The organism is Arthrobacter sp. SIMBA_036 (assembly GCF_046535135.1).
Classification (GTDB): Bacteria; Actinomycetota; Actinomycetes; order Actinomycetales; family Micrococcaceae; genus Arthrobacter.
Genome location: NZ_JAWRXG010000012.1, coordinates 122,798 through 139,434, shown reverse-complemented (window position 1 = coordinate 139,434; position 16,637 = coordinate 122,798). Strand labels below are relative to the sequence as shown.

The 16,637-nt window shown below is 61.8% G+C and carries 17 protein-coding genes; 10 read left to right on the top strand and 7 right to left on the bottom strand.

Going from position 1 to position 16,637, the window contains the following annotated elements; translation table 11 throughout:
• The first annotated feature begins 16 nt into the window (after positions 1–16).
• Genes SB659_RS16500 through SB659_RS16485 form a run of 4 tightly spaced genes read left to right on the top strand, consistent with a single transcriptional unit; the run spans position 17 to position 2,901 of the window.
• Positions 17–766 carry a CoA transferase subunit A gene (locus SB659_RS16500; RefSeq protein ID WP_410551098.1) on the top strand — a complete coding sequence of 250 codons (750 nt, stop codon included), beginning with the start codon at positions 17–19 and terminating at the stop codon, positions 764–766.
• On the top strand, positions 763–1,515 hold the full coding sequence (locus tag SB659_RS16495) for a CoA transferase subunit B (RefSeq protein WP_410551097.1): 753 nt from the start codon (positions 763–765) through the stop codon (positions 1,513–1,515). The genes SB659_RS16500 and SB659_RS16495 overlap by 4 nt, the downstream gene beginning before the upstream one ends.
• Positions 1,512–1,997: a MaoC family dehydratase gene (locus SB659_RS16490; RefSeq protein ID WP_284979943.1), complete on the top strand. Its 486-nt coding sequence runs from the start codon at positions 1,512–1,514 to the stop codon at positions 1,995–1,997. Before SB659_RS16495 ends, SB659_RS16490 begins: the two co-directional genes overlap by 4 nt.
• A gap of 37 nt (positions 1,998–2,034) precedes the next feature.
• Positions 2,035–2,901: an HpcH/HpaI aldolase/citrate lyase family protein gene (locus SB659_RS16485; protein ID WP_284979944.1), complete on the top strand. Its 867-nt coding sequence runs from the start codon at positions 2,035–2,037 to the stop codon at positions 2,899–2,901.
• Between the two features lie 99 nt (positions 2,902–3,000).
• Here SB659_RS16485 and SB659_RS16480 read toward each other — a convergent pair whose 3' ends face one another.
• From SB659_RS16480 to SB659_RS16450, 7 genes are read right to left on the bottom strand one after another with little or no spacing between them, the layout of a single operon-like run.
• Entirely contained in the window at positions 3,001–4,122 is a 1,122-nt protein-coding gene (locus tag SB659_RS16480) for a Gfo/Idh/MocA family protein (RefSeq protein WP_410551096.1), read from the bottom strand.
• Positions 4,107–4,808: a ThuA domain-containing protein gene (locus SB659_RS16475; RefSeq protein ID WP_410551095.1), complete on the bottom strand. Its 702-nt coding sequence runs from the start codon at positions 4,806–4,808 to the stop codon at positions 4,107–4,109. Before SB659_RS16475 ends, SB659_RS16480 begins: the two co-directional genes overlap by 16 nt.
• 56 nt (positions 4,809–4,864) lie before the next feature.
• Positions 4,865–5,869, bottom strand: coding sequence for a sugar phosphate isomerase/epimerase family protein (locus SB659_RS16470; RefSeq protein ID WP_284979947.1), 1,005 nt, complete (start codon positions 5,867–5,869; stop codon positions 4,865–4,867).
• An 11-nt stretch (positions 5,870–5,880) separates the two neighbouring features.
• Positions 5,881–7,155 carry a Gfo/Idh/MocA family protein gene (locus SB659_RS16465; protein ID WP_410551094.1) on the bottom strand — a complete coding sequence of 425 codons (1,275 nt, stop codon included), beginning with the start codon at positions 7,153–7,155 and terminating at the stop codon, positions 5,881–5,883.
• Between the two features lie 26 nt (positions 7,156–7,181).
• Positions 7,182–8,075, bottom strand: a complete 894-nt coding sequence (locus SB659_RS16460; RefSeq protein WP_410551093.1) for a carbohydrate ABC transporter permease — start codon at positions 8,073–8,075, stop codon at positions 7,182–7,184.
• A 1-nt stretch (position 8,076) separates the two neighbouring features.
• Entirely contained in the window at positions 8,077–9,018 is a 942-nt protein-coding gene (locus tag SB659_RS16455; RefSeq protein WP_410551092.1) for a carbohydrate ABC transporter permease, read from the bottom strand.
• Positions 9,015–10,340 (bottom strand): extracellular solute-binding protein, encoded by a 1,326-nt coding sequence (locus SB659_RS16450; protein ID WP_410551091.1) that lies wholly within the window; start codon positions 10,338–10,340, stop codon positions 9,015–9,017. The genes SB659_RS16455 and SB659_RS16450 overlap by 4 nt, the downstream gene beginning before the upstream one ends.
• Before the next feature lie 223 nt (positions 10,341–10,563).
• Here SB659_RS16450 and SB659_RS16445 point away from each other — a divergent pair, with 223 nt between their 5' ends.
• The 6 genes from SB659_RS16445 (at position 10,564) to SB659_RS16420 (ending at position 16,617) form a co-directional block, all read left to right on the top strand.
• Complete coding sequence (locus SB659_RS16445) at positions 10,564–11,610, top strand: LacI family DNA-binding transcriptional regulator (RefSeq protein ID WP_284979951.1); 1,047 nt, start codon at positions 10,564–10,566, stop codon at positions 11,608–11,610.
• A gap of 78 nt (positions 11,611–11,688) precedes the next feature.
• Positions 11,689–12,873, top strand: coding sequence for a 1-deoxy-D-xylulose-5-phosphate reductoisomerase (gene dxr, locus SB659_RS16440; protein WP_410551090.1), 1,185 nt, complete (start codon positions 11,689–11,691; stop codon positions 12,871–12,873).
• Between the two features lie 32 nt (positions 12,874–12,905).
• On the top strand, positions 12,906–14,237 hold the full coding sequence (locus tag SB659_RS16435) for a M50 family metallopeptidase (protein WP_410551089.1): 1,332 nt from the start codon (positions 12,906–12,908) through the stop codon (positions 14,235–14,237).
• 22 nt (positions 14,238–14,259) lie between these two features.
• Positions 14,260–14,553, top strand: a complete 294-nt coding sequence (locus tag SB659_RS16430; protein ID WP_410551088.1) for a YciI family protein — start codon at positions 14,260–14,262, stop codon at positions 14,551–14,553.
• A gap of 59 nt (positions 14,554–14,612) precedes the next feature.
• Positions 14,613–15,779 (top strand): flavodoxin-dependent (E)-4-hydroxy-3-methylbut-2-enyl-diphosphate synthase, encoded by a 1,167-nt coding sequence (gene ispG, locus SB659_RS16425; RefSeq protein ID WP_284976573.1) that lies wholly within the window; start codon positions 14,613–14,615, stop codon positions 15,777–15,779.
• Complete coding sequence (locus SB659_RS16420; protein WP_410551127.1) at positions 15,742–16,617, top strand: GNAT family N-acetyltransferase; 876 nt, start codon at positions 15,742–15,744, stop codon at positions 16,615–16,617. Before ispG ends, SB659_RS16420 begins: the two co-directional genes overlap by 38 nt.
• The last annotated feature ends 20 nt before the right edge of the window (positions 16,618–16,637 follow it).

Below are 16,637 nucleotides of genomic sequence, written 5' to 3'. Positions count from 1 at the left end.
AGGGGAAGGATCACGGATGATTGACAAGGTTGTTGCCAGTGCCGCCGAGGCGGTGGTGGACATCACCGATGGCGCGTCACTCGCCGTCGGGGGTTTCGGCTTGTGTGGTATTCCGGTCTCACTCATCGATGCTCTCCACCAGCAGGGCACCACGGATCTCGAAACTGTCAGCAACAACTGCGGTGTGGACGACTGGGGGCTGGGGATCCTCCTCAAAGACGGTCGCATCCGCCGCACCATCAGCTCGTATGTTGGCGAGAACAAGGAATTCGCCCGGCAGTACTTGGCGGGGGAGTTGGAGGTGGTCCTGACCCCGCAGGGAACGTTGGCTGAGAAGCTCCGCGCTGGCGGCGCGGGCATACCCGCGTTCTACACAAAGGCCGGTGTGGGAACCCAGGTGTCCGAAGGCGGCCTACCGCAAAAGTACGACGCCGACGGGAATGTCGCCATTGCCTCCGCACCGAAGGAGGTGCGGTCATTCAATGAGGCAGACTACGTCTTGGAGGAGTCCTTGACCCCGGATTTTGGGCTGGTCCATGCCTGGAAGGGGGATCGGCACGGCAACCTTGTGTTCCATGCGGCAGCCATGAACTTCAACCCGCTCTGCGCCATGGCCGCTACCACCACCATCGCTGAGGTGGAGGAACTGGTGGAGCCGGGGGAGTTGGATCCCGGCCAAATCCACACGCCCGGTATCTTCGTCCAGCGGGTAGTGGTTGCTCCGGCCACGGAGAAGCGGATCGAGAAGAGGACGGTGGCACTGTGAACGACCACAGCTACCAAGACATTCCGCCCCGCCCCGAAGCCGTCCGGCACGAGTACCGGCGTGCCGACGTCGAACAGCACGAAACCAAAGGCTGGACCCGGAACGAGCTGGCCGCCCGCGTTGCCCGGGAACTCACCAACGGGCAGTACGTGAACCTCGGAATCGGAATGCCCACCTTGATTCCCAATTACATCCCGGACGGTGTGGAGGTCATTCTTCACTCGGAGAACGGCATCCTCGGGGTAGGACCCTACCCGGCCGAGGACAAAGTGGACCCGGACCTGATCAACGCGGGGAAGGAAACCGTGACCACGAACGCGGGAGCTGCGTTCTTCGACTCCGCCACGTCCTTCGGCATGATCCGCGGCGGCCATGTCGATGTTGCCGTGCTGGGAGCCATGGAGGTTGCCGCCAACGGGGACCTTGCCAACTGGATGATCCCCGGAAAGATGGTCAAAGGCATGGGCGGGGCCATGGATCTGGTGTTCGGGGCCAAGAAGGTCATCGTCATGATGGACCACGTGGACCGAAACGGCAGACCGAAAATCGTGCAGGACTGTACCTTGCCGCTGACGGGAAAGGGGTGCGTGGACAGAATCATCACGGACCTTGCGGTGATCGACGTCGTGAAGGATGCCGGCAACCCGAGGCTGGTCCTCCGCGAGTTGGCCCCAAACGTGACCCTCGACGACGTCGTGGCTGCCACCGGTGCCGAGTTGTTCGAAGAAGACCAGGAGCTCACGGTATGACCCGCGTTGTCGAGCAGCGCGGGTTGTATTTCGATGAGCTTGAGGAGGGCGTGATCTACGCTCATAAGCCCGGGCGTACGGTCACGGAAACGGACAATGTCCTTTTCACCACCTTGACCATGAACACACAAGCACTACATTTGGACGCTGCTTGGAGCTCGTCGCAACCGTTCGGGCAACGGCTCATGAATTCCATGTTCACGCTGTCCACCATGGTGGGCCAGTCGGTCACCCAGCTGACGCAAGGGACGATCATTGCGCAGTTGGGCCTAACCGATGTCAGCTTTCCGCACCCGCTGTTCCACGGGGATACCCTGTACACGGAGACGGTGATTACCGGGAAACGGTTGTCATCGTCCCGGCCGGGCCAAGGTGTGGTGACCATGGAGCACACCGGTCGCAACCAGGATGGGACCGTTGTTGCCTTGGCCAAGCGCACCTGCCTCATGTGGACCAAGGAAGCGCACGCAGCCCAATCCTGAACTTTTTTTCCCTGACACTCCAGCAGCTAGGAAACCCATGCTTTCTCCCGACTCGACGTCCCCGGCGGCAGCCTTGCCTTTCACTATGGGCCCGGCCCTCTTGTTTTGCCCAGCGGACCGGCCAGAGCGATTCGGGAAGGCGGCCGACCGTGCCGATGCCGTGATTCTGGACCTTGAGGACGCAGTCGCTCCGGGCGATAAATCCGCTGCCCGGCAAGCGATCCTCGAGCAAGTCGGCGACGGTGGTTTGGAACCAGGCAGGACCATAGTCCGCGTCAATCCAGTGGGGACGCCCGAGTTCGCACAGGATCTCGAATTGCTGGCCAAGACTCCTTACCGGACCGTTATGTTGGCCAAGGCCGAGGGTGCGGAGCAGCTCCGTGCTTTGGCGGAGTACCAGGTGATAGCTCTTTGTGAGACGGCTGCCGGGGTTGTGAACGCTCCGGCTATTGCGGCCGAACCCAACGTGGTTGGACTGATGTGGGGGGCGGAGGACCTGCTCGCTTCCCTCGGTGGCCTCTCCAGCAGGAACGACGACGGCGGGTACCGGGCTGTGGCCCTGAATTCACGCTCCGCTGTGCTGCTCGCCGCCAAGGCCGCAGGCAAGGAAGCTATCGACTCCGTGTATGTGAACATCCCGGACCTAGAAGGTCTGGCCGAGGAGTCCCGGGATGCCGTTGCCAGTGGCTTCGGCGCGAAGGCGTGCATCCATCCGAAGCAAGTAGCGGTGGTGCGGGAAGCTTACGCCCCGGCTCCGGAGGCAGTGGCTCACGCAACCGAGTTACTGGCGGCAGCATCCGCAGCCGGTACTGGCGTGTTCCAATTCAAGGGCCAGATGATCGATGGTCCCATCCTCAAGCACGCCCAATCGGTACTTCTCCGGGCCGGGCAACTGTCACCCTAAGGCCCGCTCGCGCCGCCGAGATGCCATTTAGTGCCCATAAAGTGCTGGAAGACTGGCATTAACTGGCATTAACCGACACCTCGGCGGGGACGCGAAGGGCTAGGCGCGTACCGTCGTCGGGAGTTCCGTCAGTTCAACGGCTGCGGGCCGCGGCGCTGTGCTCTGGATGGTTACGGCTTGGCCTGTTCGCGCCGATTCCAAGACGGACTCCATGACCTCAAGGGCGTGGAACGCCAGCTGGCCACCGGCACGAGGTTCTTCGCCGGGAGGGGTGGCCGCAAGGTCGGCAATGCCGAAACCTCGTCCCGAATCCACGTAGCCCGCGGAGACGGGGAGTGTCTCCCAGTCCTCGGCGCCGAGGGCGAACAGCTGAACTTCGCCGTCGAAATAGTTTGGATCCGGGACCACCAGCGAACCGGTCTCGCCGTGGACCTCGATATTGGGGCTCTTGGTCTTGACGGCGTCGAAGCTCATGAACAGGGTGGACAGTGCCCCCGATTGATGGACCAGGACGCCCGTGACGTGGGAATCGATGTCAACGGGGACTTTCTGGCCCTCCCGCGGACCCGAGCCGATGGTCCGCTCGTTACGGGTGTGGCTTGCTGCGCCGATCACCGACACCACCGGTCCCAGCAGTGTGACGAGTGCCGAGACGTAATACGGGCCCATGTCCAAGAGTGGCCCGCCGCCGGGCTGGTAATAGAAATCGGGGTTCGGATGCCAGCGTTCGTGTCCCGGAGTCGCCATGGTGGCGGTGGCCGAAACCGGTGCCCCGATCAGGCCGTCGTCGATCGCCTTGCGGGCCGTCTGGATGCCGGTACCCAGAACAGTGTCAGGAGCGCAACCAACCACCACTCCGGCCGCCGCAGCTGCATCGAGGACCTTCCTGGCTTCCGCCGTGGTGGCTGCCAATGGCTTCTCACCGTAGACGGACTTGCCGGCGGCGATGGCCTTGAGGGCGACGTCGGCATGCGCGGCCGGGATGGTGAGGTTCAGGACGAGGTCCACATCGTCCGCTGCAAGGAGATCATCCACAGAAAGCGGGCGAACGCCGTCGTAGGAATCCGCAACTGCCTTGGCACGGGCCGGGTCCAAGTCCGCCACTGCCACCAAGTTGATGGAATCCAGGCGGCGGAAGTTGGTGAGGTACTGGGCGATGATGGCCCCGCAACCGATAATGCCCACGTTCACGGGCTGGTCTGCCTTTAGCGCGTTGCCCATAGCATTCCCCTTTCGATGATGGTGCGTACGTTCTGGTCCTGGAGGATTTCCACGCGATGTCCGGGGGTGGAGACGAAGATCTTGCCTTTGCCCCATTGCCGGGTCCAGATGGCCGGTGAGGTGACTTCGCGGTTCCATGGGTCCCATTCACGGACCTTTTGGGTGGTGGTGGCCAGAACGTCGATGTAGTCGTCTGATAACACCCAGTACTGCTCGGTGACGAGATCGAAGTCGCCTATTCCCCGGGTGATGGGGTGTTCGGCGGCCGCGGGCAGCATATTCACGGTGTACGGAACGTAGTTGTCCGACTGCTCACCCGTCAGCTCGTCAGGGTGCTTGCCCGGGTGGCAGGCGAATTGGCCGCCGATCAAGTGGAGGTAGTCCGAGTTGTTGCGGTAGGAATCGGCGATGCCGCCGTGCCAGCCTGCAAGGCCCGTGCCGTTTTCGACGGCGGTGCGGAGCCCCTCGAACTCGTCCTTTTCGATAATGGACATCGTCATGCACTGCACAATGAGGTCCACGCCGGCCATGTAGTCGGCGTCGGCGTAGATCTTGGGCGACTCTTCCACACGAACCTCGTAACGGTTCTCACGCAGGTAGGGGAGGAACAGTTCGGTGGCTTCCACCGGCTGGTGTCCGTCCCAGCCGCCGCGAACCACCAGTGCTGTCTTGCTGTTGCTTGTCATTGCTTCCTTCGTTTCGGGGCGTCTCAGGTGTGAGTCAGGGCTATGTGCGCGTCAGTTCAACGACTAGCGAAAGCGGCGTCAAAAGCCGCGGCGGGAGGTTGGATAGCTGCCAATTTGCGGACCATGTCCAACGCCTGGGGAGCGCCGACCAAGCGGTCCATTCCTGCGTCCTCCCATTCGATGCTGGTGGGACCTGCATATCCGATCGCGTTCAGCGTGCGGAAAATCGGTTCCCAGTTCACATCGCCATGCCCGGCCGTGACGAAGTCCCAGCCACGCCGGGGATCTGCCCACGGTAGGTGGGACCCGAGGCGGCCGTTGCGTCCGTTGAGTTGGCGGACGGACTCCTTGACGTGGACGTGGAAGATCTTGTCCGCGAAGTCCTGGAGGAACATCACGGGATCCAGGTCCTGCCAGATGAAATGGGAGGGGTCGAAATTCACTCCGAATGATTCCCTGTGGCCGATGGCTTCCAAGGTTTGCTTGGTTGTCCAGTAGTCGTAGGCGATTTCCGACGGGTGGACTTCCAAGGCAAAACGAACACCAACCTCGTCAAAGACATCCAGGATGGGGTTCCAGCGCTCGGCGAAGTCTTGGTAACCCCGCTCGATCATGGCGTCGGAGGCAGGCGGGAACATGGCGACGCACTTCCAAATGGACGAGCCGGAAAATCCGGTGACGGTCTCCACTCCGAGCCGTGCCGCAGCCCGGGCAGTTGTCTTCATCGCCTCGGCCGCACGCTGCCGCACCCCTTCAGGGCTACCGTCACCCCACACGGAGGGCGGGAGAATGTCCTGATGCCGCTCATCAATGGGATCGTCGCAGACGGCCTGCCCGGTGAGATGGTTCGCGATGGCATGGACCTTCAATTCGTACTTCTCCAGGATGTCGAGCTTGCCCTGAAGGTAGGTGTCGTCATCAACAACGAGCTGCGGATCCAGGTGATCGCCCCAACAAGCGATCTCCAAGCCGTCGAAGCCCCACTCGCCTGCGAGCCGTGCCACTTCCTCGAAGGGAAGATCGGCCCATTGACCCGTGAAGAGCGTGATGGGTCTGTTCATGATGTCTCCTTTCAGACGGTCTGCCAGCGACTTGAGTTTTCCGCGCTCGCCTCAACGGCTGCGAGCACTTTTTGCACCTGCAAAGCATCAGCGAACGACGGCGAGGGCTGCTCGCCCGCGCCGATGGCAGTGACGAGATCCACCACCTGGTGCGTGAATCCGTGCTCATAACCCAGGCCATGGCCAGTAGGCCACCAGTTACCCGTGTAAGGGTGGGACGGCTCAGTGACCATGATCTTCCGGAAGCCGGCGTCCGGTTCCAACGAGGATTCGTAGAACTGCAAGGAGTTCATGTCCTCGAAATCGAAAGCGATGGATCCCTTGGTGCCATTGAGTTCCAGGCGCATGGCGTTCTTGCGGCCCAAGGCGAAGCGGGTCGCTTCGAAGATGCCGATGGGCCCCGTGGGCGTTGTGCCGGAGGACGCGGGCGAGCCCGCGGTGCCCGAGCCTGTGGTGCCCGAGGCCGGGCTGCCCGAGCCTCCGGCAGCCCCGGCGTCGTCCGGTGCCTCAAAGCGGGCCGTGAACAACGCGGCGTCGTCCACCGTCACCGGGCCTTTGGGGCCGTCCGTGCCCCCACGTCCACCAAGTCCCACGAAGTCACCGCCCACCGGGCGCTCTTTGACGAACGTTTCCATCAGTGCGGAGACTCCGGAGATGTTCAGCCCGGTGATCCATTGGGCGGCGTCGATGCTGTGTGCACCGATATCGCCCAGTGAACCCGAACCTGATTTCGACTTGTCCATGCGCCAGGTCAACGGCGCGTCGGCGTCGCTTAACCAATCCTGCAGGTATTGGGCCCGGACGTGCCGGATCTGACCCAGGCGGCCGTCGTCGACCATCCGCTTGGCAAGGGCCAGCGCCGGAGTCCGACGATAGCTGAAACCGCACATGGACAACACGCCCCGTGCTGCTGCGGCCTCGGCCACGGCGGTCATTTTCTCAGCTTCGGCAACGGAGTTAGCCAAGGGCTTTTCGCACAGGACGTGCTTTCCCGCTTCAAGGGCGGCGATCGCGATCTCAGCGTGCGTGTTACCGGGCGTGCAGATATCGATGAGATCGATGTCGTCCCGCTCAATCAAGCGTCGCCAATCCGTTTCCACAGAGTCCCAGCCGTACTTGGCGGCCGCCGCCCAGACGGCTTCTTCGTTCCGGCCGGCTACGGCGGCAAGGTGCGGTGTCAGCGGAAGGTCGAAGAAGCGGGGAGCGGTGCGCCAAGCATGGGAGTGCGCGGCGCCCATGAATGAGTAGCCCACCATGCCGACACGGAGGTGTTTGGATTCAGTCATCACATGCTCCTTTCTTATTGGCGCCACTACTTGCTGAAACCGGCCGTCAGGCCACTCAGTAGCTGACGGCGGCCGAGGACATAAAGCACCAGGATGGGCAGGGTGCTGAGGACAACTGAGGCGAGCACTGCCGGGATGTTGACGCTGAACTCGCCTTGGAATGTCCACAACCCTAGGGGCAGGACGCGAAGCCCAGGGCTTTGGGTCAGCACGAGGGGGAGGAGGAACCCGTTCCACACCTGAAGCCCGTTGTAGATAGCCACGGTGACAATTGCGGGCCTGGTCAGCGGCAACGCCAGCCGCCACAGGGTCTGCCACTCACTACAGCCGTCCAGACGCATTGATTCAAAGAGCTCGTTTGGTACGTCGCGAATGAAGTTGGACAGGATCAGAACCGTCAACGGAATGGCGAAAGCGATCGAGGGGAGCATGAGCGCCAGAAGGCTGTCGTACAAGTTGAACCGGATGATCATCAGGTAGATCGGGATGATGGTGGCCTGGAGGGGGATTGCCAGGCCCATGAGGAACACGCCGTTCACCAGCTTGAGGAATCGGCCCTTGCCTCGGACGATCGCGAAAGCTGCCATGAAGGAGACCAGCACCGTGGGGATCACGGAACCTGCCGTGACGATGACACTGTTGAGGAAGTACCTGGCGAAGTCCGAATCCAGCACCAGTTGATAATTTTCCAGGGTGGGAGACGACGGCGGCGCCAGCGGGTTCTGGCCGAAGTAGCCTGATTGCGTCTTCAAGCTGGTGATGACGATGTAGTAAACCGGAATGATGATGATGGCGAGCCACATCCAGCCGCCGAGGCCTCCGACAATGTTCAGCCGCCGCATCCGGAATCCGAGGCCCTGCCGGGTTGTGGCCGGCGGGGTGGGCGTGGTTTCTTTGGCGCTGGTGAGGGTGGTGCTCATCCTACAAACCTTCCAATTGGCTGCTCTGCTTGTCCTTGCCTCCAAGGCGCTGCAGGAACAGGGCCAGGACAAGGCCTATGACGACGAGGACAACGGCAATGACGCTTGCCGGCCCCATCAGGTTGGCCCGGAACCCCCGCAGGTACATGTCCAAGGCGAGGATCCGGGTGGAGTTCCCGGGGCCTCCGCCGGTGAGGACGAAGATTAGGTCGAAATACGTCAGGGATCCGACCACCATCAGGGTTGAGGAAGTGATGATGGTGTACTTCAGCTGCGGCAGCGTGATGCTGAAGAATTGCTTGACTGTTCCTGCCCCGTCAATTTGCGCAGCCTCATACAGGGACTTCGGGATCTGGCGGACGCCACCTTGGTAGATGAGCGTGTGGAAGGGCACGAACTGCCAGGCAATGACGAAGATGACCAGGCCTACGGCGAGTTGCGGGACGCCCAGCCAGTCCTGGGCGAGGAGCGGCAGCCCCAAGCCCGTGGCCAGACCGAAATTTGGGTCGAGCAATGCCTTGTAGGCAATGGCTACGGCAGCAGAAGAGAGGAGCAACGGAAGGAAATACAGGACTGCCAACGCCGCGCGGTAGCGCTGGCTTCCGGCGGTGAAGACTCCCAGCAGCAGGCTGATGGGGGTCTGGACCAGCCATGAAGCGATCATGATGAGGAAGGTCAGCCCCAGGGAGTTGTAGAGGCCCGGATCCGAAAAAACGGAGAGCCAATTGCTTAGGCCGGCCGAGCCGATAGCGCCGATACCGTCCCAGCTGGTGAAACTGAGGATGATCACACCAACGAGTGGAACGATGGCGAACACCATGAAGACGACCAGGGCGGGCAACGTCAGCCAGGCAAGGCCGCCAACTTTGTACCCGCGAGTGCGGACGGGCCCGCCTGCGGCCGCCATGGAGGACTTTTCTGCAGTGGAGACAGCGTTACTCATTTGCCCAGGGTGGCATTCATGTTTTGGGCGAATTGCTGCGGCGTGATTGCTTTCAGGAAGAGTTGATCGATGTTGTTCAGCAACGCCTCAGCGGCAGTCGGACTCAGCGCCTGGTCCCAAGACTGTTGGAAGTTGGGAGCGTTCTTGGCCATGTCGTAGACGAAGTTGAGGAAATCCTTGTCCGCCGAAGTGCTGAGCTTGTCCTCGATGCCGTTGACGATGGGAACGGAACCGGTGTTGACGTAGGCCGTGAGGACCGTGTCGGTCAGGATCCCATCCTTGAAGAACTTCTTGGCTGACTCCTTCTCCGCATCGCTGGCCTTGGACGAGATGGACATGTATTGGGCCGGGTTTCCCACGCCATTCTTGGGGTCGCCCTTGCCGCCGGCGACGGTCGGGAAGTTGACGAAGCCCAGCTTTCCGTTCTGGACGAAGTTCTGCCCGTCCTTTTTCATGGAGCCATAGGTCCAGGAACCGTGCAGCATCATTGCTGCCTTGCCAGTGAACAGAAGTGCTTGATCGGCGTTGGAGTCTGCGGTGATGGAGGAGAAGCCCTTGATGAATCCATCGGCCGAAACGAGTTCCTGAATTTTGGTGCCGGTCTCGATCACTGCCGGGTCCATCCATGCGTTGGGTTTGCCTTCGAAAATGGCCTTGAACACGCCCGCGCCGCCGATGCGGTCCAACAGGTACTCCAGCCACATCATTGATGTCCATCGCGACTGGCCTCCCAACGCGAATGGTGCCACTCCCATGCCATTGAAGGTCTTGACCAGCGACATGATGTCGTCCCACGTTTTGGGAGGCTGAACGCCGGCTTTGGCGAAGAGCTCCTTGTTGTAGAAGAGGACAATGGGGGCAATGTATTGGTTGGGTATGGCGTAGATCTTGCCGTTGACCGTGGCTGCACCAAAGACGGAGGGGAAGAACTTGTTTTTCACGTCCGGGTTCTGGTCGAACCAGCTTGTTAGGTCATCCACCTGGTTGGCCTCGGCGTATGCCTTCAGAGTGCCGCCGCCCCAGCCATAGATGATGGTGGGAGCTTGCCCGGCACCGATGGCGGTCTTGATCTTGGTCTTGTAAGCATCGTTCTGGAAGAACGTGGTGGAAATCTTGTTGTTCGGGTTGGCCGAGTTGAAAGCGTCAACGGCCTTCTGCTCGATTGTCTGGTTAGGCTCACCGGTCAAATACCACATGCTCGCCCCGCCGCCACTGGAGGAGCCGGGGCCGGAAGTCCCACAGGCTGTGGTGGTCACGGCGGCCAGGGGAACGAGGGCAGCAAGGGCGAGAAAGGAGCGCCGGGATGTTTGGGATTGCTTCATTGCTTCTCCAATTGAAAGTCGCTTCAGGGGACTGGCATCTATTGGCAAATTCTCGAAATATTTCGAAACAAGCGAATTAGATCACGACCTAAACTAATCGGGTTGGTGCGCACCGTCAAGGGTTTTTTCGAAGACTCGCCGGGCCCGGCGAGTCTTGTTGACCCGGTTCTGGGAATTCGTCAGAATGAAGCCACGATAAATTCTCGAAAGATTGCGAACGCTCATGGTCACTGCAGCTAGTGGGACGAAAGCCACGTTGGCGACCATCGCCCGCGAAGCCGGCGTCTCGGCCCCCACCGTTTCCAAGGTCGTCAACGGACGTGACGATGTTGCCCCCAAAACCAGGGCGCGTGTGCTGGCTGCGCTCGAACAGGTGGGGTATCAATCGCCGGTACAGCGCCGATCCGTCGCGGACCTTACCCCGGTCGTGGAGGTCGTCGTCGACGTCCTCGACTCCGGATACACGATCGAGGTGCTCGCCGGCATCCTCGCCTTTGCGGCGAGCGCCGACGTCGAGATTCTTGTGAGCGTGACGGACCCCTCCGGCCGCCCAAGCCCGGAACGTCGCGCCCAGCGGATCGCCGATGCAGGCAGGGCCGGCATGATCGTTGTGACGTCCGCCTTCAGTGAAGCGCAACTGCACGCGTTCCGGCGTCGTCACATTCCGGTGGTCGTCATAGACCCGCTCAATCCACCCTCGGCAGATGTGGTGAGCGTGGGGACGACCAACTGGGCCGGCGGCAAGGCGGCAACTGAGCATTTGCTGGATTTGGGTCACCGGCGCATCGCCTATATCGGTGGCATAGAGGCGGCCGAGTGCAATCAGGCCCGACTGCACGGATACATGGCCGCACTGATGGCGCGGGGCCTTCCCGTGGAGCCCCGGTACATTGTTTCCGGCGGGAAATTCCGGCGGGAGAGCGGTGTGGCGGGATTTCAGCAGTTGCTGGAGCTGGAACAGCGCCCAACGGCAATTTTTGCGGGAAGTGACAGCATCGCCCTGGGTGTCCTCAGCGAAGCCGTGCGGCAAGGCGTGAGCATTCCCCGCGACATTAGCCTCATTGGATTCGACGGCACCAGGCAAGGGGAGGAGTCAGTCCCTCCGCTGAGTTCTGTCGCCCAACCGTTGGAGGAAATGGGTCGTGCGGCGCTGCGGTCGGTGCTGCGCCAAGCTCGGGGGGAAGTATTGGACTCCCACCGCGTGGAACTTGCCACGCAAGTGGTCGTTCGCGGTTCCACGGCGCCTCCTGCTGGGGAACAGCCAGCCTAGGCAGAGCCCCTAGGGCCGCCGCCGTCGGGCTTGAACGGCGCGTTCGCAGCCCTGAGCCGAGGCTGGGATACTTGGACTATGCAGCCGCGCAAGATCGTCATCCTCGGGTCCACCGGTTCCATCGGCACGCAGGCGATCGACGTCGTCGACGCCAGCCCGCACCTTTTCGAGGTGGTTGCCCTGAGCGCTGGCGGCGGCAACCTCGAACTCATCGCGCAACAGGCCGTCCACACACGGGCTCAGGCCGTCGGCATCGCCGAAGGGGACGCTGGGAGCTTGGAGCAACTGATCAACGCCGCCGCTGGCCAAGCAGGTTTGCGCAACTTCCGCCCGGAGATCTTCGTCGGCCCCAACGCCTCCACGCAGATCGCGGCCATTGAGTGCGACGTCGTCCTCAACGGCATCACCGGTTCCATTGGACTGGCGCCCACGCTCGCTGCCCTCGGCACGCGTGCCACGTTGGCCTTGGCCAACAAGGAATCGCTGATAGTGGGCGGTTCCCTGGTTAAAGCTGCGGCACATGACGGGCAAATAGTCCCCGTTGATTCCGAGCATTCGGCGATCGCCCAGTGCCTGCGTTCAGGCACCCCCCGGGAAGTGGACAAACTGATCCTCACCGCTTCCGGCGGGCCGTTCCGGGGGCGTTCGCGGGAACAGCTTCGCGATGTCACACCGCAGGAGGCGCTCGCCCACCCCACCTGGGACATGGGCCTCATGGTCACCACCAACTCGGCAAGCCTGGTCAACAAGGGCTTGGAAGTGATCGAGGCGCATTTGCTGTTCGACGTTCCCCTGGACAGGATCGACGTCGTAGTCCATCCGCAGTCAGTGGTCCACTCGATGGTCCAGTTCGTGGACGGCTCCATTATCGCCCAAGCCTCGCCTCCGGACATGCGGTTGCCGATCGCCTTGGGGCTTGGCTGGCCGGACCGGGTTCCCCGCGCTGCGACGCCCTGCGATTGGAGCCAAGCCACGAGTTGGACGTTCGAGCCGTTGGATAGCGTCGCGTTTCCCGCAGTGGACCTCGCCAAGGATGCCGCGAAGCAAGGCAGCACCTATCCGGCAGTGTTCAATGCTGCCAACGAGGAAGCCGTGACTGCTTTCCACGGAGGACACATTCGCTTCACGGACATCGTTGACACTGTGGAGTCCGTACTCAGCGAACATTCAGGTTCCTCGGAGCTAACAGTGGAGTCCGTGCTGGATGCTGAGAAGTGGGCACGCACCCGGACCCATGATCGTTTAGCCACCAGCGCCCGTTAGCAGCATCTTTTTATGGAAGCAGTCCCATCGGTATGAATCCCCTCCTTCTTTTCATCCTCGGAGTCGTCTTCGTCGCCCTCGGCGTCGCGATTTCCATTGCCCTTCACGAGGTGGGCCACCTGGTGCCCGCGAAACTCTTCAGGGTGCGCGTCACTAAGTACATGATCGGGTTCGGCCCCACCATCTGGTCCACGAAGCGGGGCGAGACGGAGTACGGCTTCAAGGCACTGCCTTTGGGCGGTTATGTCGCCATGATCGGCATGTATCCACCGAACAAGGACGACGGCGGTGTCAGGCCTTCGAGTACCGGAATGTTTCAAACGCTCGCTACCGAAGCGCGTTCCATGGCACACGAGGAAGTTGGTCCCGCGGACGAGGCCCGCGTTTTCTACAAACTTCCCGTGTGGAAGAAGATCATCATCATGTTGGGCGGCCCCGCCATGAACATGCTCATCGGTTTGGTCTTGCTGGCCGTGCTTTTGATGGGTTTTGGTGTTGCCACAGCCACCACCACCATCGCCGACGTCTCCAAGTGCCAGGTGGCTGCCGGGAAAACGGTGGATCCCAATTCCAGCGACTGCAAACTTACGCCCGCTGCGGCGGCGGGACTTCAACCCAATGACACCATCAAGTCCTTCGACGGTAAGCCGGTCACCAGTTGGGACGAGCTCACCGGCTGGATCCGGGCGTCGGCCGGGAAGGCCGTCGCCATCACGGTGGAACGAAACGGCTCCGAAGTCACGACGTCCGTGACGCCCGTTTTGTCTTCCAGGCCAGTGGTTGGTGCCGATGGCCGGCAAGAACAGGATCCCAGTGGTGCCCTGAAGTACCAGGAGGTCGGCTTCCTCGGGATCGGCGCCCAAAGCGCCTTGGTGCCGCAACCGGCGTCGTCCGTCTTGCCCATGGCGGGGCAGAACATCGCCCAAATATCCGGCGTCATCTTCAATCTGCCGGCCCGGGTGGTGGGAGTCGCGAAAGCGGCGTTCAGCGCCGAGCCGCGGGATCCAAACGGCCCTATCAGCGTGGTGGGTGTCGGGCGGGTTGCCGGCGAGGTAGCGGCCATGGAACAGGTGCCCTTGCAGGCCCGCATCGGTACCCTTGTGGGGTTGCTGGCCGGCCTCAATTTCGCCTTGGCAATCTTCAACCTGGTGCCGTTGCTGCCTCTCGACGGCGGACATGTGGCCGGAGCGCTGTACGAAGGAGCCCGGCGTCGTGTGGCCAAATGGCGAGGCAAACCGGACCCTGGCGCGTTCGACATCGCGAAGTTGTTGCCGGCAACCTACGTCGTGGCCGCATTACTGATGGCCATGAGCGCGTTGCTGATCTATGCCGATATCGTCAAGCCCGTGAACATCTTCGGCTAAAGCGGCGGGATAGGCTAGTCCCATGACTGTTTTTGCCGTTGAGTACGTATACGTCGCAGAATCCGATGCCGTCCGTGATGAGACCCGGCCAGCCCACCGTGCTTGGCTCGGTGACTTGGCTGAGGCTGGACAGCTGTTGGCCAGTGGCCCGTACGGTGACGGTGCCGGAGCGCTCCTGGTGTTCAAGTCTGCAGGCGAAGCCGCCCTTACCGATCTCCTCATGAAGGATCCGTTCGCTGAGGCCGGGGTCATTGCCGGCATCCGTACCACCGAGTGGTCTCCCGTCATCGGCCTTCTGGCTGAGCACGCTTCCTAAAAGGCTCTTCACCCCAACGATTCACCACACAACGATTCACCCCAACCCAAGGAGTCCACGTGACCTCGGTCAGCCTGGGAATGCCAGCCGCCCCACCCCCCGTCCTGGCACCGCGCCGCAAGACTCGCCAAATCAAGGTAGGGTCCGTTGGCGTTGGATCAGACTCACCCATCAGTGTGCAGTCCATGACCACGACTCCCACCACGGACATCAACGCAACACTGCAGCAGATCGCCGAACTGACGGCTTCGGGTTGCGACATTGTCCGCGTTGCGTGTCCCTCTGCCGACGATGCCGAAGCGTTGCCGATCATCGCGCGCAAATCCCAGATCCCGGTCATTGCGGACATCCACTTCCAGCCGAAGTACGTCTTTGCCGCCATCGAAGCCGGATGCGCGGCCGTCCGCGTGAATCCGGGAAACATCCGTAAATTCGATGACCAAGTCAAAGAGATAGCGGCCGCAGCCAAGGATCACGGCACCTCCATCCGGATCGGCGTCAATGCCGGTTCCCTGGAGCCGGGCATCATGAAGAAATACGGCAAGGCCACTCCGGAAGCCCTGGTTGAATCAGCCGTCTGGGAAGCCTCGCTCTTCGAAGAGCACGGCTTCCACGATTTCAAGATTTCCGTCAAGCACAACGACCCCGTGATCATGGTGGCCGCTTACGAGATGCTCGCCGAAAAGGGCGATTGGCCCCTGCACTTGGGCGTCACGGAAGCGGGGCCGGCGTTCCAAGGCACCATCAAATCCGCCACCGCCTTCGGTGCGTTGCTCTCCCGCGGAATCGGCGACACCATCCGTGTTTCGCTCTCAGCTCCGCCGGTGGAGGAAATCAAGGTTGGCAACCAGATCCTGCAGTCCTTGAACCTGCGCCCACGCAAGCTTGAAATCGTCTCTTGCCCGTCCTGTGGCCGCGCGCAGGTTGACGTGTACACGTTGGCCGAGCAGGTGACCGCCGGTTTGGAAGGCATGGAGGTCCCGCTCCGGGTCGCTGTCATGGGCTGCGTTGTCAACGGTCCTGGCGAAGCACGTGAAGCTGATCTCGGTGTCGCCTCCGGAAATGGCAAAGGCCAGATTTTCGTCAAGGGCGAAGTCATCAAGACTGTGCCCGAGAGCCAGATTGTTGAGACACTGATCGAAGAAGCCATGCGCATCGCTGAAGAGATTGGGGAGGCCGGTGGCGAAGATGCTGTCAAAGGTGGCCCCGTGGTTAGCGTCTCGTAACGGGACCGGCTTGGGAGTCAGGGTGCTCGGCAGTGCCGACACCCCGGCTCTTCGCGCTCTTGCCCAGGAAGATCCGGTGGCGAACGTCTTCATCCTGGCGCAACTGGACAGTACCGGGACGGCGGCTCCAACCAGCGCCGGCGCAAGTATTTTTGGAGTGTTCGACGACGGAAACCTTCTGGGCGCCTGCTGGGCAGGGGCCAACTTGGTTCCGATCCAGCTGGACCCGGCGTTGGCGCGGCATGTGGCAGCCGCGGCCCATCAGACAGGCCGACGCTATGCCTCGATCTTCGGGGCCGCTGAGTCGGTGCTGGCCCTGTACTCCGTTTTCGAACAGTTGGGCCACCCGGCGCACGAGGTCCGGTCATGCCAGCCACTCCTTGCCATATCGGGAAGCCCGGCCATCGGCGCGAACCCGGCGCTGACCGTTGCTACCATGGAGGATTTTGACCGCCTCCTGCCGGCCTGTGCGGCGATGTTCGAGGAGGAAGTCGGCTACTCGCCGTTTCTCGGTGGCCAGGAGTTTTACAGTCGACGGGTGGCAGGCCTCATCAGGCAAGGGCACTCGTTGGTACATATCCAGGACGGCACCGTGGTCTTCAAAGCCGAGCTCGGTGCTGTGACTCCGGACGTCACCCAAGTTCAGGGTGTATGGATGAATCCCGGATTACGTGGCCACGGCCGGAGCGCCGGGTACATGGCCGCCGTCGTGAATCTCTCCCGTACGTTCGCCCCGGTGACGAGCCTGTACGTGAACGATTACAACGCCAAAGCACGGGCCGCATACGAGCGAGTTGGTTTCGAACAAGTTGGTACCTTCGCGACGGTGCTCTTCTAGGCCCATCGGGCTACATGGGG

What these genes read in the sequence shown, in the direction of transcription:
- SB659_RS16500 (WP_410551098.1), top strand. Translation starts at nt 17, where the DNA reads ATGATTGACAAGGTTGTTGCCAGTGCCGCCGAGGCGGTGGTGGACATC.
- SB659_RS16490 (WP_284979943.1), top strand. Translation starts at nt 1,512, where the DNA reads ATGACCCGCGTTGTCGAGCAGCGCGGGTTGTATTTCGATGAGCTTGAG.
- SB659_RS16485 (WP_284979944.1), top strand. Translation starts at nt 2,035, where the DNA reads ATGCTTTCTCCCGACTCGACGTCCCCGGCGGCAGCCTTGCCTTTCACT.
- SB659_RS16480 (WP_410551096.1), bottom strand. Translation starts at nt 4,122, where the DNA reads ATGGGCAACGCGCTAAAGGCAGACCAGCCCGTGAACGTGGGCATTATC.
- SB659_RS16475 (WP_410551095.1), bottom strand. Translation starts at nt 4,808, where the DNA reads ATGACAAGCAACAGCAAGACAGCACTGGTGGTTCGCGGCGGCTGGGAC.
- SB659_RS16470 (WP_284979947.1), bottom strand. Translation starts at nt 5,869, where the DNA reads ATGAACAGACCCATCACGCTCTTCACGGGTCAATGGGCCGATCTTCCC.
- SB659_RS16465 (WP_410551094.1), bottom strand. Translation starts at nt 7,155, where the DNA reads ATGACTGAATCCAAACACCTCCGTGTCGGCATGGTGGGCTACTCATTC.
- SB659_RS16460 (WP_410551093.1), bottom strand. Translation starts at nt 8,075, where the DNA reads ATGAGCACCACCCTCACCAGCGCCAAAGAAACCACGCCCACCCCGCCG.
- SB659_RS16455 (WP_410551092.1), bottom strand. Translation starts at nt 9,018, where the DNA reads ATGAGTAACGCTGTCTCCACTGCAGAAAAGTCCTCCATGGCGGCCGCA.
- SB659_RS16450 (WP_410551091.1), bottom strand. Translation starts at nt 10,340, where the DNA reads ATGAAGCAATCCCAAACATCCCGGCGCTCCTTTCTCGCCCTTGCTGCC.
- SB659_RS16445 (WP_284979951.1), top strand. Translation starts at nt 10,564, where the DNA reads ATGGTCACTGCAGCTAGTGGGACGAAAGCCACGTTGGCGACCATCGCC.
- dxr (WP_410551090.1), top strand. Translation starts at nt 11,689, where the DNA reads ATGCAGCCGCGCAAGATCGTCATCCTCGGGTCCACCGGTTCCATCGGC.
- SB659_RS16435 (WP_410551089.1), top strand. Translation starts at nt 12,906, where the DNA reads ATGAATCCCCTCCTTCTTTTCATCCTCGGAGTCGTCTTCGTCGCCCTC.
- SB659_RS16430 (WP_410551088.1), top strand. Translation starts at nt 14,260, where the DNA reads ATGACTGTTTTTGCCGTTGAGTACGTATACGTCGCAGAATCCGATGCC.
- SB659_RS16420 (WP_410551127.1), top strand. Translation starts at nt 15,742, where the DNA reads ATGCTGTCAAAGGTGGCCCCGTGGTTAGCGTCTCGTAACGGGACCGGC.